We start from the raw sequence: 12869 nt of genomic DNA on the forward strand, positions 1-12869 counted from the left end.
TGGTAAAACTTTTAGTACAAAATTATCCTACACATTTTGTAGAATTTCTGGATTTAAAAACGGACAGTGAAAATATGGGTAGAATCCTTAAAAGTATAACTGATAGTCCAGTTATTAAGGTCGCATATTTCTTTTACAATGGACAGTCCAAGTCCGCTACTGCGGGTATCTGTTGAATTTTTTTTGAAACGTTCAAATATCGTTTCAGCATCCAAAGCCTGGTCTATTCCGGTGTTAGCAATAATAAAACGACCTGTGTCCAATGTGAGGGTAATTTTTCCTTTTTCTATATTATGCCGGATAGCGTTCAGGAAAAGATTATTGATTAATAGCTCCGTTAATATTTTATTTGCTTTCAGGCTGATTATATTTTTAAACGTTGTTTCTATTGTTAGCTTTTTGCTATCTGCCTGCTCGGTAAAATAGGGAATTACTTCACTCACAATATCGTTAACCGTAAACGAAGAAAACTCCGCAAATTGGTTGTTCTCAATTTTTGCCAGCAGCAAAAGATTTTTATTAATCCGTGTAAGCCGGGAAACTGATTCGTACAACGAATGCAAGATTTGTAACTGTCCTTTTTGCAATGAATTGTCCTGAAGCAATAAATCAAGTTTAGATTGCAATACGGCTAAAGGCGTTTGCAGTTCATGGGAGGCATTTTGTGTAAATTTTTTTTGAGTGATATAAGATTGAACACTTTGCTGTATCAGCGTTGTAAGCCTGTTATTAAGTTGATTAAATTCCTTGATTTTTGTATCAGGAAATTGGGGTAGCTTATTTAACTCTATATTGAACTGCTCAATTTGGCGTAGGGTCGCATAAAAGGGCTTCCAAAGCCTGTTAGAAACAAATAACGTAATGAAAAAGATAACCAAAAGCAAGGCAAAAAGGATTCCGAGATATATCCTTACAATCGTTCTTATCAAATCTTCCGATTCAACAAGATTTAACCGTATCATTAAAACAAACGGTTTCCCTTCAATGGAAACGTCTTTATATAAGACACGATAAGGCTCCCATTCGGGAACTAATTCATCATAAAATATCTGTTGGATAATACTGTCTTTAGGGCTTTGAATTACGGTATCGGGTAAAATGCGGATATCACGGTTGAACTTATTCCATACCGGAATATCACTAATATGGAGCGTTTTCCGATTGTTTATTTCAAATTCATCCCTGCGCAGCAAAATAGCCTCGTCCACATCATCTTTATACAGGCTTTCCATTGTCCAGTATATAAACGGTGCGCTCAACAACAGGATAATGGTTGCAAAGAAAGAATAGTATAATAGTGTTTTGTTTAATAATCGGTTCATGCTTCCCATTTATATCCCATACCATAGCTGGTTTTTATGTAATCATCGCAGCCAGCTTCAGCAAGTTTCTTTTTTAAATTTTTTATGTGCGAATAGACAAAATCATAATTGTCCATCATATCAGCCATATCGCCGGAAAGATGCTCTGCCAAAGCAGCTTTGGATATGACCCTGTTTTTATTACCAACCAGAAAAAGTAAAAGGTCAAATTCCTTTTTGGTCAATAGTATGGGTTGATTATGTACGCTGGCAGTTTTTGCAAGCAAATCTATATGCAGTTCATTTATATCGACACTATTTGAACTTCCGAAATGTTTTCTTCTTATGATTGAATATACTCTTGCCCCCAATTCGGATAAATGGAAAGGCTTCGGCAAGTAATCATCGGCTCCAAGTTTTAAACCTGTTATCTTATCATCAATAGAATCCTTTGCAGAAATAATGATAACCCCTGCCTGTTTATTTTCTTTTCGTAATATCTCCAATAGTTTCAGACCATCACCGTCAGGCAACATCAAATCAAGGAGAATGCAGTCATAATCATAAATGTCTATTTTGGAGATTGCTTCATGATAATTCGAGGCAATCTCACAGACATAATTTTCGCTTTTAAGATAGGTCGCTATATTTTGGGATAGCTCTTTTTCGTCTTCTATGATTAATATGTTCATGCCGCAATTTAGATGTTCAATTTTGTAGAATTTTTGGAGAGATGAATCTGCCCGGCGTAGAACAAATTATTAACCTTCTACTCTAATGGTGTTTTTTACAATTCCTTTCTCTATACAAAAATACTAAATATATTGGCATAGGACTAAATTGAAGATTGAGTTTAAAGCTGTTTTTAGCATTTCCAATTATCCCTGCTGCACTAAATGCTGTAAATCGGGGTCATTCTTGATACGCTCCATTTCACTTACAACAATATTCAGGATGTCTGATTTTATCTGTTTGTAATTGCTTTCAATTTCCTGCTTCATTTTGTCCTCGCCCTGCTCATTTACAAAAGATAAGATTTGCGGTATCTTTTGATAGGCTTTTGTTTCGGCGGCTACCTTTTCATTATCTACTACGATTTCGGCGTGAAATATCTTTTGCTCGATACGTTCATCAAAGTTATCCGATACAGAACCGACAAACATACCCTGTGTAAGCGTTGAAATTTTAGAAGCCGGAATAAGGCTGTCTAACTGTGTGGAGATAGAGGTAGATTTATCGTTGCGGTTAATGGTCATACTTTGGCGTTTCTGCAACACTTTACCAAAGCGTTCTGATAGGCTCTTTGCTGTTTCTCCAACCACCTGACCACTGAATATATTGCCGACGGTGTTCTGTATTACCTTACTCTCTTTGTCGCCGTAATCCCTTGTTAATTGCGAAAAGTCCTGAAAGCCCAAACATACCGCTACTTTATTACTTCTCGCCGTTGCGATAAGGTTATCCAGTCCCCTGAAATAAATCGTGGGCAACTCATCTATGATAACGGAACTCTTTAACTGTCCCTTTTTATTAATCAGTTTTACAATCCTCGAATTGTACAAACCCAAAGCTGCGGAATAAATATTTTGACGGTCGGGATTATTACCCACACACAAAATTTTCGGCTCTTTCGGGTTGTTGATGTCAAGCGTAAAATCATCGCCTGTCATAACCCAGTAAAGCTGCGGGCTAATCATTCTTGACAATGGAATTTTTGCCGATGCTATCTGACCTTGTAACTGGTCTTGTGCGCCGCCCTGCCACGCATCCATAAAGGGCGATAAATAATTTTCCAAATCGGGGTATGAGGTTAAAATCGTAAATACGTCCGAATACTTTTTATTCAGCAATTCGATAGCGTGTGGGAACGTGCAATACTTTCCATCCTCGTAAATTTTCAGATACCAAATAATAGCAGCCAAAAGGATAATTGGGCTTTCCACAAAGAAATCGCCTTGCTTCTGTATCCACGACCTGTTGAGGTTCAGCATTATGGTATATGCCGCTTCGTAAGCATCTGATATGTCCGTCATAAAATCGGGATTGAGTGGGTTGCAACGGTGGCTCTTACGTGGGTCGTCGAAATTTATCACGTAAAATTTCGGCTGAACTTTGTACTTATCCCTGTGCTTCAGTAAATGATTGTAGGCGATAGTCGAAAGGTCGTCAAACTTGAAATCGTAGATGTACATACTAAAGCCTTTTTCTATCTGCTGCTTGATGTAGTTGTTCACAATGGCATAAGATTTACCGGAACCAGGAGTACCCAACACGATTGATGCCCTGAAAGGATTTACAATGTTTATCCAACCGTTGTTCCATTTGCCTTTGTAGTAAAATTTGGTGGGCAGGTTGACGGAATACTCGTTTTCCATCAGCTTGGTTTCCTGCTGAAAGCTCTCGTTCTCGTTATTGAAAACATCGTCCATTAAGTTGGTACGGAGCAAGCGGCTCATCCATACGCCCGCCATCAGCAAAGCGATATAACCTAACGAGATAGTAAGGATATACAGGAATGTGCCTATTGCCGGAGATAACTTTAGCAATGGTGTGTTCAGGAAGAACAGCACAAAGCCAACGCCCAACGCCACGTAAATTTTAGACCAGGTTATCTTTTCGTTCTTTACGCCCTTTGTTCCTAAACAGCTTAAAGCCAGTAAAACCAAAGCGAATGCTTTGGTATAAAGGGTGTGTGAAAACAAGCCCGCCGTCCGGTCGAAATTGCCTAATATCTTATTGATTACTTCCAATGTCCAACCACGTTCTAAAAAGAAACCGTAGCAGAACCAATAAAGGTGCATCAGCACCAAAAGAATACTGACTGCCCGCATAAAAGCCATTATTTTGGCAAGCCCTCTTAAATCGTCTTCTCCCTGCATTATTTTAAGTTTTAATGTTCGGGCGTGAATTTAAAGGCTCTATGCAGTGGCTCTAATAATGTGGCAGCCAGTGGCGTTCTGTGGCAGTATTTGGCTGATTAGTGTAAAATGAAAAAGGTAGCAAATCGCTACCTTTTCTATTCGGATGTTTTTTCAATTACTATACTAACGCTGCGAACCTAAAATATACCACAACTGCTGAAAGTAGAAAAACAACAATCAACATCGGGAGCATTTTGTATTCTTGTTTTTTAGTATGAACAACCATACCTGCTATCATAATTAAACAAAAGCCCGCTGCTGCCATAGGTGTTAGTATCGGTGCAATGCCAATAAGCCACGGGATTATAATGCCGATACAGCCTAACCATTCAAGAACTCCTAATATTCGGATTGGAACGATAGAGTTGTTTGATTTTAAATGCCCGTCTGCGACGTGCTTTTCTTTGCTGCCTGTAATTTTCCCTAAACCCGGCATAATAAAAAATACAGCGAGAAGCGCCTGTATTATCCACAAAATTGTATTCATTTTTGTTCTTTATCAAGTTAAAAATAGTCGTTGAAAATATTGATGGATGAGCAAAGAGGTTATATGCCTTGAAAAAATCAAAGCTGCTCTCCAAAAGATTTCGCATAGCAAAACCTCCTTATTTTTAACTGCTGATTAACCCTTTTTGGGTTGGTCTAACCAAAGATTAATATCTTCCATTTATGGTTCTATTTGTGGTAGAGTTTGCAAAGATAGTAAAAAGCTGATGCTGTTAAACGTTTGCAGAATGACGAGTTTGAGTTACTTCTGACCTCTTTGGCGTTTGCGCTTCTTCTTCATCTTATTGGCAAACTCCTGTTCTTCGTAATCTTCGCCCTGGGCTTCGGGCAGTAAGCCGCCCAGTGCTTCAATCAAACCGTCTTCGTGTTTGTCGGTAGTTAAGAAGTCGAACAAATGGTGTGGTTCTTCCGCAGGAAGATCCGCATCATTTGATGTGGATAATTTAGGTTGTAAAACGGCAGGTTCTTTAATATCGGGTTTGATGTTATTGTTCCAATAATCATTAAAGGTGTTGGCAGAAAGTTCTGTTGCCAAACGTGAACCGTTCCAAACCGCTTTGGAATTGTGGTCAATAAATGTGATACCATAAATGCGCCCTGTATCATTCCGGCGCACGACTACGTTAATACCCTGTTCCGCTAACTGCTTTTTAAATGCCTGTTCATCGCTCGTGGTTTTCAGGGCAATGGTAACGGCAGATTTTAGGGTCTGTTTGGTAGGGCTATCTTTCAAAGCCGTTTTGCATTTCGCAAAATGCAATTCCAAAGCCGGAAGCCCTGCGCTCTTTCCGAAAAGCGAAGCCTTGAACGGATGCCCGGCTCTTTCGCCTTTTTCATTTAGCGGGATATACAATAAGCCCTGCTGTATCTTTCCCTGCAATTCGCCCTCGATTTTCTCGGTGGTAATATTGAACAGGGAAAGCAGGGCATTGTATTCGCCCAAAGTTTGGTACTGGTAATAATTCGGCAGGTGGCGAACGACCGAAGCAATTTGGCTCTTTACATCGCCTGCCCGATAATCTACCGGACGGAAAACCTTATCCGTTTGGTTGCGCTCCTTGTCGGTTGCAGGTATCAATCCGTGTTGTCTTTCCAGTTCACGGCATACATTCATAGACCGCATTTTCTCGAATTTATCCGAAATCTTTTTACCCTGCTCGTCCACGCAAACCGATACAATGTGTATATGGCTGCGGTCAATATCGGTATGTTTGAACACGACAAAAGGCTGTTCGCCGTAACCCATTTCCCGCATATACTGTTCTGCCATTTCCCTAAACTTGTCATCACTTACCTTATCATTCGGGTCAGGATTGAGCGAAATATGCAATGTATGTTTCTCGGTATTGCGGTTGGCTATCAGGTAAGGCGCAAAAGACTGGGCTAATTGTGCCACGGAATAATGACCACTTGCGGTTTCAATCATCTTATTGGCAAACAAAATCTGCCCGTTTTCATTCTCTACTTTAAGCTGATTGTATGCCAATGCCCCGTATAAATTTGCGCTTCTTCCAATTTTTGCTATCACTATTACATTATTTTTTTAGGTATTCTTCCTCAAATTTTTCGGTAAGCTGAATGATTTTTTGGCATAGCATCGCCATTTCAGCCGTTTGTTTTTCCAGTTTGTACAGGAACGCTGCGGCTTTTTTCTCGGAAAAATTCTTGTACAGCAGCTTTACAATTTGGTTATAGTTCACGCCGATGGAACGGAACTGGCTGTGAAAAGAGGTCAGCCGCATATAAAAATCAACCGTTCCCTTGTCAATCTGAATGGTTTTTATGGTCTTGTCAAAGATGCAGGACGTTATGAAATGCGCCTTTACCTGCATACCTGATTTATCAAAAAGGGCAAGAAAGCGGGCGTGTTCCTGCTCGTTAAAGGAAATCGTATAGCGGATGGTCGCCGGGTCTTCTTTGGGGCGGCGTCCGGTCTTTTTCAATTGCTTTTTGTTATTATCGTTCATCACTAATCCATTTTAAAATCCATACAAAACCCTGACTTCGGAAGGTGTTTTCTGCCCCCTGCAAAGGGCAAGTTGTTTTGAGCATCGGAAATCATTCCGAGATGCTCAAAACACAACTTGCCGTGTTCTGTCGAACACAAAAATCCGCCCTGCGGGACGGATTAAATGTAACAGGGAAAAACGGCTCGATGCCGTTCCCGTTGCCCTCCGATTTGTCAAAAGAATTTTGCATAAATCCATTAATAAAAATCATTGTACAAAGTAAAGCCCTGTTTACGAAAGCATTGTACTGTATAGCAGTGCCAAACACTGCCTTTGAACGCCAAACACTGCCACACCGCAATCAGCGGGCAAATCAATCGCTTTATTTGCCGTATAATTTTAGTGCAGGTAGTAAAAAATGTATCTAAACAAAGAAGAAAATCAGGTTTGCAAACAAGCGGTTTGGAATAAAAGCATAGGGTTTTAAAAGCATAAAACAATAAAAGTGTAAAAGCATAAAAGCGGTAAAGCAATTTACCTGTTGCAAGTTTTGCCACTTGCTAAAGAATGTGCCTTACAAGGCAAAAATGAAAGCAGATACCTGTGCAGGAAAGTACCCAAAAGGGAATGCAGGAATATAGGAATGAGGTAATAATCAGATAAACCAATATTCAATCCTGCAAACAAATAAAGTGTGTAACAATAAATTTTTAAATAATGGAAACAACAAAGAAAACTTTAAAAATCAGCTTCTCCACCCAAAAAGGCGGTGTGGGAAAATCTACAATGACCACTTTACTGGCAAGTGTGCTTCACTACCGTTTAGGTTTTAATGTGCTGGTGATGGACTGCGACTTTCCGCAACACAGCCTGACCAATATGCGTGAACGGGATAAGAGAACCATAATGCAGAACGACTACCATAAAAAAGCGGCAATGAAGCAGTTTCAAGCAATCAACAAAAAAGCGTACCCGATTATTAAATGTAAAGCTGAAACGGCTCTGGAGAAAGCATCGGAATACAGAAGCCAGTCGGCGGTTGTGCCAGATGTGATCTTCTTCGACCTGCCGGGAACAGCCAATACTAAAGGCGTTTTGACCACTTTAAAAAAAATGGACTTCATCTTTTCGCCCATTACTGCCGACCGTTTGGTAGTGGAAAGTACATTGGGCTTTACCAAAGCCTTTCTCGGACTTCCCCAAACGGACGAGGGCAATCCCGAACAAGAGATGTGGCTGTTTTGGAACCAGGTGGACGGCAGGGAAAAAACAGGTTTGTATGATGCGTATCAAAGTGTCATCAAGGAACTCAACCTGCCCATAATGGAAACAAGGATAATGGATAGCAAGCGTTTCCGAAAGGAAACAGACGATACAGGTAGTTATGTATTCCGGTCAAGTTTGCTGCCTGCCGAACCACAGTTAATGAAAGCAACTAAAATGGATTTGTTTGTCGAGGAATTTTTAAAAATCACTCATCTATAAAAATAGTAAAGTATGGCTTCAGATAACAAAAACAACGATTTTGAAAAGCCCAATGTTGATGAGGAATACCTTATGAACGTCATAAGCGGCGATGAGCCTGTTGCTCCACCGAGCAATAACAAAAAGCAGGATGTACCAAAGGAAACAAAGCCCAGGGAAAAAGCCCGTAACAGTTCATCAAAGAAAGCGGACTACGAGGAAACATTTTTGGTCAATCGGTTTCCATCGGGGCGTAACGGTAAGGTAGTTTACATACGTCCTGAATACCACGAGAGATTGCTCCGCATTGTGCAATTAACGAGGGAAGAAAAAACAACACTCTACTCGTACATCGATAATATTCTTGAACATCACTTCAGAGAATTTGGGGATGATATTACCGATTATTTCAATGAACGTTTTAAACCCATTTTATAATGAAGAAAAATAATAAAAAAAGGAATGTTGTTACAGACAATGGTATTCCCGAAGTAATGAGAGATCAAGCGCAAAACAGCTATGAACAGGCATTTCTGCAAATGGATATTGAGCAGAAAAGAGGCAGTAAAAGCATATACCTAAGTCCTGAATATCACGAACGACTAACACGAATAGTTCAAATCATTGGCAACGATAAGATACCCTTGTTTGCCTATCTCAATAAAATCCTCGAACATCATTTTAACGTGTATGAGGATGCCATTACAAAGGAGTTCAAAGAAAAATACAAAGGACTGTTTTAAAAATTAGAGGTTATGGAAATAATTATTGTGATATGCCTGCTGATAGTCATCGCCCTGCTTTTACAGGACAAGATTGTCATTAAAAAAAGGTCGGAACAAAAACCAAAACAGGAAAAAATCAATCCGAACCTGCCCGATATTATGGGCCAACCAAAACCCGTAGAACGCCTTTCAGTGCCAAACACTGCCACTGAACGCCAAATTCAGGAACCGGAGATAAACCCTGCTAATTTAGACATTGAATACGACGAAAATGAAAACGTAGGTATTCAAATTCCGCAGGAAGAGCTGGACGAAGTTTTCAGAAAGATACCTGATTTGGAAGAAGAGGAAGAAGAATGGAACAGGTACGGAATATCCGGTGGTGATGACGGTTTTGCCCAAGGGGTTACCTTTGAAGAACTAAGCTCCGTGGGGGTGTTGCTCCAAAAAGAAGAATTGGAACCAGCCCAAAAGGAAACAGCGATAGCCATAGTTCAGAAAATACAAGGAACTGAATTATTCAGCCTACTGGAAAATTCCATAGAGGGTGCTTCTCAAAAAATAGCTGAGCTATTGGATAGTTCGCTCTCATCTGAAACGGAAACCAGTTCTTCCATTTTGCGGAAAAATGATTTAGAGGATTTTGATATTGGGGAGTTTGTATAGGCTTCCCTTTGTTTTTTAAAATAACGAAGTATGGAAAGAGAATTGCCTAGTATAAATATCGAGGGAACAGATTTCTTGGTCGATATAAATAAGGTCGAATTAAGGGAAAAAGAGAATCCAGTCAATACCATTTCAATTTACGAAATGAGAGATGTAGTAGATGGCTACGCTTTTAACTATAGTTTACAGGAGAAGAACATTCCGAACCTTATAAGTAACGGAGAAGAAACTTTGATAAAGATATCCGAACTAGTTGTGCTTGATCCAGCAGGAATGGCAGAAAAGTATAAGCTAAGTCTCGAAGAACTGAAAAACAAAACAGACTTCGACTTAATGGTCGATCAAACGGCATTCAATGATAGAATCCAAAAGGGAATGCTTCCTACAATCGACATTCAAGGTCATACATTTTATGTTGATATACGCATGGATATGCTTCGCCCCAAAGATGATTTCTTGTCAAAAGGAATTGTCTTTGATGAAATAGATCATTATTTCTCCGAGGAAGCGAATGCTTACATCATTCCCTACAACCCTAAAACACGCGAATTTCAAGAGTTAGATTATGATAGTATTCTGGTATTTCCAAAAGACCTTATCGCCGTTCAATTTCCTTTTCAAAGAGATCTTGATCCAATTGGTTGGAACCGAAACGGAGGTTGGAATATCAAAGAAGATTTAAAGCGTATAGGTCTAAAATCTCATTTTGAAGCAAAGACAATTCCCTGGAAGGAAACATTCCTACCACAAATAATAACAGAAAATCTGATGGTGCTGAAAGAAAAAACGATCAAGAAAAAACTCCAAAACAAGTCTGTTTCCTTTTCAAAAAAAGAGCAAGGAAGCAAAGGGCGAAAAATGTAACCTCTTTAAAAGAGGATTAGTAAGAAGCACGTCGAACATCATTTTGTTCGATGTGCTTCTTACTAATAGCTACCAATTAAAATGGCACTCACTGCCAAGTAATTCCTCTCACTATCAATTTTGGAAAACGGTGGAAATTAGGGGCTAAAAGCACAAACCTATTCATCAACTCGCACAACAACTCAACTTTGAGACGTCCTTTCCAAATGTTATGGCTGCTAATTTTATACCTTCTCCCAAAGTCAAATAAGGGTAGAAACTGTCTGCTAAGTCTTTCACCATTATTCCGTATTTGATTGCCATACTTAATTGTTGTATGAGTTCTCCACCTTCGGGTGCGACTACTCTTGCACCTATAAGTTTGTCAGTTTCCGAGTTACGAATGAGTTTGATGAAACCCCTTGTGTCGTTGGCTGCTATGGCTCTCGGTACGTCTTTCAATTCCAATTTTGACACTTCAAACGGAATGCCTTTTGATTCTGCCTGTGCTTCATCTAAACCTGCCCCTGCAATTTGTGGGTCAGTAAACACCACCCAAGGTAAAGAAGAATAATCGGCTTTATTATCTGTTCCTGAGAACGCATTTTCAACGGCAATTTTACCTTCAAAAGCGGCTGTATAAACAAATGCAGGGGTGTTGGTTACGTCACCTGCTGCGTAAATGTTAGGTAGATTGGTTTCCATTTTTTCATTTACAGCGATATGTCCGCTTTTGGTGAGTTCCAAACCAATGTTATCTAACCCTAATTGGCTTGTATTGGCTTTTGTGCCTGTGGCAATTACTACCTTACCTTTTTCTATAATTTGCGTAAATGAACCGTCAGGACATTTACAGTGAATGATGGTTTCATTCGCTTGTTTCTCGAATTTCACGGCTCTGAAATTAGGTAAGATTTCAATGCCTTCTTTTCGCATTTGGGTTTCCAATGCTTCACTGATGTCTGGGGTTTGTGTCCGTAGAACACGGTCGGTAAATTCAATGATTCGGACTTTAACGCCTAAACGATTGTACGCCATTGCAATTTCCAAACCTATGTAACCTGCTCCCATAATGGTCAAGCTTTCGGGTTTTTCTTCCAAGTCGAAAAGGGAAACGTTGGTCAAGTAGTCAATTTTGTCCAATCCTTCAATAGTCGGAATGTTGGTCGTAGCTCCCGCAGCAATTAAAAATTTGAAGGCTTTGTATTCCTTGCCATCAACCAAAATGGTTTTGTTGTCTTTGAATTTTGCCCAACCTTTTAGCATAGTCAGGTTTTCAAAATCGCTTACCACATCCATATATTTTTTCTCTTGAAGTGTGGCTACTAATTTTTTCTTGTCTTTGATGATTTGAGCGAAATCAATATCAACTCCTTTTGGCTTGATGCCTTCAAAGTTGGAATGTGTAGCGTGATAAGCCGACTCGCCTGCACGAATAAGATTTTTAGAAGGCACACAACCCACGTTGACACAAGTACCGCCAAAGTCCAAACCACCGTTTACCATTAAGGTCGATAAACCTAAACTTTCGGCTTTGATAGCTGCCGAAAATGCAGCCGAACCACCACCGATAATGATTAAATCAAATTGATTATTCCTACTATTTCCATTTTCAGAAATTTCACTTTTTACACGATAGTTTTTTGTGCCGTTAATGGTATTGATGATTTCTTCTTTACTTGTTTTGGTAGGGTCAAAAGAACATTCACAAGTAGCTTTTGGGTAGCTCACATTGGCTTCTTTAACACCCTCATTTTGTGAAAGCATTTTTTTTATTCCTGTGGCACAATGGTCGCAGGTCATACCTGCAATTTCCAATTTTATTTTTTCTTCTTTCATCTTATTTTTTTAATTTATTTAGGACTATACTTAACAACATTTCATTCCTATGTTTTTAGGCTCAAAGAAATCCTCAAGCGTCAATATTTTTCCATCAGGATTATTTTTTAACCATTGTTTTGCTGTTCTTTCGCTTGCAAAAAATGAAACGTGATTACATAGCGACCCTTTAATATTGCAGGTGTCAACAGATTCTACCCAAGAAATAAATAAAGGATAAGGAGTTGTCCATAATAGCTGACCTCCGTTTATTTGTAATTCTATGAGAGAACTATCAATTGGGTCGGACGAATGAACATTGACTTCCACATCTAACCATTCAGCAAACAGAATGGCATCTACTACACACCATGTGTATAACATCTTACCATTTACAATAAAGCGATGTTTGGTAGGAACTGTAGATAGACCAGAAAATGCAATAATATTTCCTTGTACATCGGTTTCGCCCAGTTTATTCAAAATAGCGTCCGCTTTATCTTTGGACACTTTTATTAGTTTATAAAATCTGTTTTTAGATATAGAACTGCCTAGCATCAATTCTTGAAATATTCGTAAAATAAAATCGCTATTCTTTATCTTAAATTCAGAAAAAAGAATGTCGTTTAATTGACCGTCAATATATTTTCGTTGATTTTTCATAAGTTTTCTATT

14 protein-coding genes are annotated in these 12869 nt (G+C 39.1%); 6 read left to right on the plus strand and 8 right to left on the minus strand.

Features of this window, described 5'->3' with window-relative positions; genetic code table 11:
- Positions 1-53 precede the first annotated feature (53 nt).
- The 6 genes from CBM24_RS16195 to mobA form a co-directional block, all read right to left on the minus strand.
- Entirely contained in the window at positions 54-1322 is a 1269-nt protein-coding gene (locus CBM24_RS16195) for a sensor histidine kinase (protein WP_165905844.1), read from the minus strand.
- Complete coding sequence (locus CBM24_RS16200) at positions 1319-1993, minus strand: response regulator transcription factor (protein ID WP_088161957.1); 675 nt, start codon at positions 1991-1993, stop codon at positions 1319-1321. The genes CBM24_RS16195 and CBM24_RS16200 overlap by 4 nt, the downstream gene beginning before the upstream one ends.
- A gap of 186 nt (positions 1994-2179) precedes the next feature.
- Positions 2180-4183 carry a conjugal transfer protein MobC gene (mobC, locus tag CBM24_RS16205; RefSeq protein WP_198386151.1) on the minus strand — a complete coding sequence of 668 codons (2004 nt, stop codon included), beginning with the start codon at positions 4181-4183 and terminating at the stop codon, positions 2180-2182.
- A 157-nt stretch (positions 4184-4340) separates the two neighbouring features.
- Complete coding sequence (locus CBM24_RS16210; protein WP_088161959.1) at positions 4341-4709, minus strand: DoxX family protein; 369 nt, start codon at positions 4707-4709, stop codon at positions 4341-4343.
- 261 nt (positions 4710-4970) lie between these two features.
- Complete coding sequence (gene mobB, locus CBM24_RS16215) at positions 4971-6257, minus strand: conjugal transfer protein MobB (RefSeq protein ID WP_088161960.1); 1287 nt, start codon at positions 6255-6257, stop codon at positions 4971-4973.
- A 7-nt stretch (positions 6258-6264) separates the two neighbouring features.
- Positions 6265-6696 carry a conjugal transfer protein MobA gene (gene mobA / locus CBM24_RS16220; protein ID WP_088161961.1) on the minus strand — a complete coding sequence of 144 codons (432 nt, stop codon included), beginning with the start codon at positions 6694-6696 and terminating at the stop codon, positions 6265-6267.
- Between the two features lie 101 nt (positions 6697-6797).
- Here mobA and CBM24_RS16225 point away from each other — a divergent pair, with 101 nt between their 5' ends.
- From CBM24_RS16225 to CBM24_RS16250, 6 genes are all read left to right on the plus strand, one after another.
- The gene (locus tag CBM24_RS16225; protein WP_131829027.1) at positions 6798-7106 is read left to right on the plus strand and encodes a hypothetical protein; all 309 of its coding nucleotides are present in this window, start codon (positions 6798-6800) and stop codon (positions 7104-7106) included.
- Between the two features lie 289 nt (positions 7107-7395).
- Complete coding sequence (locus tag CBM24_RS16230; protein WP_019974889.1) at positions 7396-8163, plus strand: ParA family protein; 768 nt, start codon at positions 7396-7398, stop codon at positions 8161-8163.
- 12 nt (positions 8164-8175) lie between these two features.
- The gene (locus CBM24_RS16235) at positions 8176-8580 is read left to right on the plus strand and encodes a DUF3408 domain-containing protein (RefSeq protein ID WP_059344618.1); all 405 of its coding nucleotides are present in this window, start codon (positions 8176-8178) and stop codon (positions 8578-8580) included.
- On the plus strand, positions 8580-8885 hold the full coding sequence (locus tag CBM24_RS16240; RefSeq protein ID WP_059344617.1) for a DUF3408 domain-containing protein: 306 nt from the start codon (positions 8580-8582) through the stop codon (positions 8883-8885). The genes CBM24_RS16235 and CBM24_RS16240 overlap by 1 nt, the downstream gene beginning before the upstream one ends.
- 12 nt (positions 8886-8897) lie before the next feature.
- A complete protein-coding gene (locus CBM24_RS16245) occupies positions 8898-9533 on the plus strand; it encodes a hypothetical protein (RefSeq protein WP_059344616.1) in 636 nt (211 codons plus the stop codon).
- Positions 9534-9563: 30 nt separating this feature from the next.
- Positions 9564-10397, plus strand: coding sequence for a hypothetical protein (locus CBM24_RS16250; protein WP_034871413.1), 834 nt, complete (start codon positions 9564-9566; stop codon positions 10395-10397).
- A 165-nt stretch (positions 10398-10562) separates the two neighbouring features.
- Here CBM24_RS16250 and merA read toward each other — a convergent pair whose 3' ends face one another.
- Together merA and merB are read right to left on the minus strand one after the other, a co-directional pair.
- Positions 10563-12215: a mercury(II) reductase gene (gene merA / locus CBM24_RS16255; RefSeq protein WP_088161963.1), complete on the minus strand. Its 1653-nt coding sequence runs from the start codon at positions 12213-12215 to the stop codon at positions 10563-10565.
- A gap of 30 nt (positions 12216-12245) precedes the next feature.
- The gene (gene merB / locus CBM24_RS16260) at positions 12246-12857 is read right to left on the minus strand and encodes an organomercurial lyase (RefSeq protein WP_088161964.1); all 612 of its coding nucleotides are present in this window, start codon (positions 12855-12857) and stop codon (positions 12246-12248) included.
- Positions 12858-12869 lie beyond the last annotated feature (12 nt).

Source organism: Sphingobacterium sp. G1-14, from assembly GCF_002196555.1.
GTDB classification, from domain to species: Bacteria; Bacteroidota; Bacteroidia; order Sphingobacteriales; family Sphingobacteriaceae; genus Sphingobacterium; species Sphingobacterium siyangense.

Excerpts from the sequence above, each read along its gene's own strand:
- CBM24_RS16195 (WP_165905844.1), bottom strand. The coding sequence starts at position 1,322 with ATGAACCGATTATTAAACAAAACACTATTATACTATTCTTTCTTTGCA.
- CBM24_RS16200 (WP_088161957.1), bottom strand. The coding sequence starts at position 1,993 with ATGAACATATTAATCATAGAAGACGAAAAAGAGCTATCCCAAAATATA.
- CBM24_RS16210 (WP_088161959.1), bottom strand. The coding sequence starts at position 4,709 with ATGAATACAATTTTGTGGATAATACAGGCGCTTCTCGCTGTATTTTTT.
- mobA (WP_088161961.1), bottom strand. The coding sequence starts at position 6,696 with ATGAACGATAATAACAAAAAGCAATTGAAAAAGACCGGACGCCGCCCC.
- CBM24_RS16225 (WP_131829027.1), top strand. The coding sequence starts at position 6,798 with ATGCTCAAAACACAACTTGCCGTGTTCTGTCGAACACAAAAATCCGCC.
- CBM24_RS16230 (WP_019974889.1), top strand. The coding sequence starts at position 7,396 with ATGGAAACAACAAAGAAAACTTTAAAAATCAGCTTCTCCACCCAAAAA.
- CBM24_RS16235 (WP_059344618.1), top strand. The coding sequence starts at position 8,176 with ATGGCTTCAGATAACAAAAACAACGATTTTGAAAAGCCCAATGTTGAT.
- CBM24_RS16240 (WP_059344617.1), top strand. The coding sequence starts at position 8,580 with ATGAAGAAAAATAATAAAAAAAGGAATGTTGTTACAGACAATGGTATT.
- CBM24_RS16245 (WP_059344616.1), top strand. The coding sequence starts at position 8,898 with ATGGAAATAATTATTGTGATATGCCTGCTGATAGTCATCGCCCTGCTT.
- CBM24_RS16250 (WP_034871413.1), top strand. The coding sequence starts at position 9,564 with ATGGAAAGAGAATTGCCTAGTATAAATATCGAGGGAACAGATTTCTTG.
- merA (WP_088161963.1), bottom strand. The coding sequence starts at position 12,215 with ATGAAAGAAGAAAAAATAAAATTGGAAATTGCAGGTATGACCTGCGAC.
- merB (WP_088161964.1), bottom strand. The coding sequence starts at position 12,857 with ATGAAAAATCAACGAAAATATATTGACGGTCAATTAAACGACATTCTT.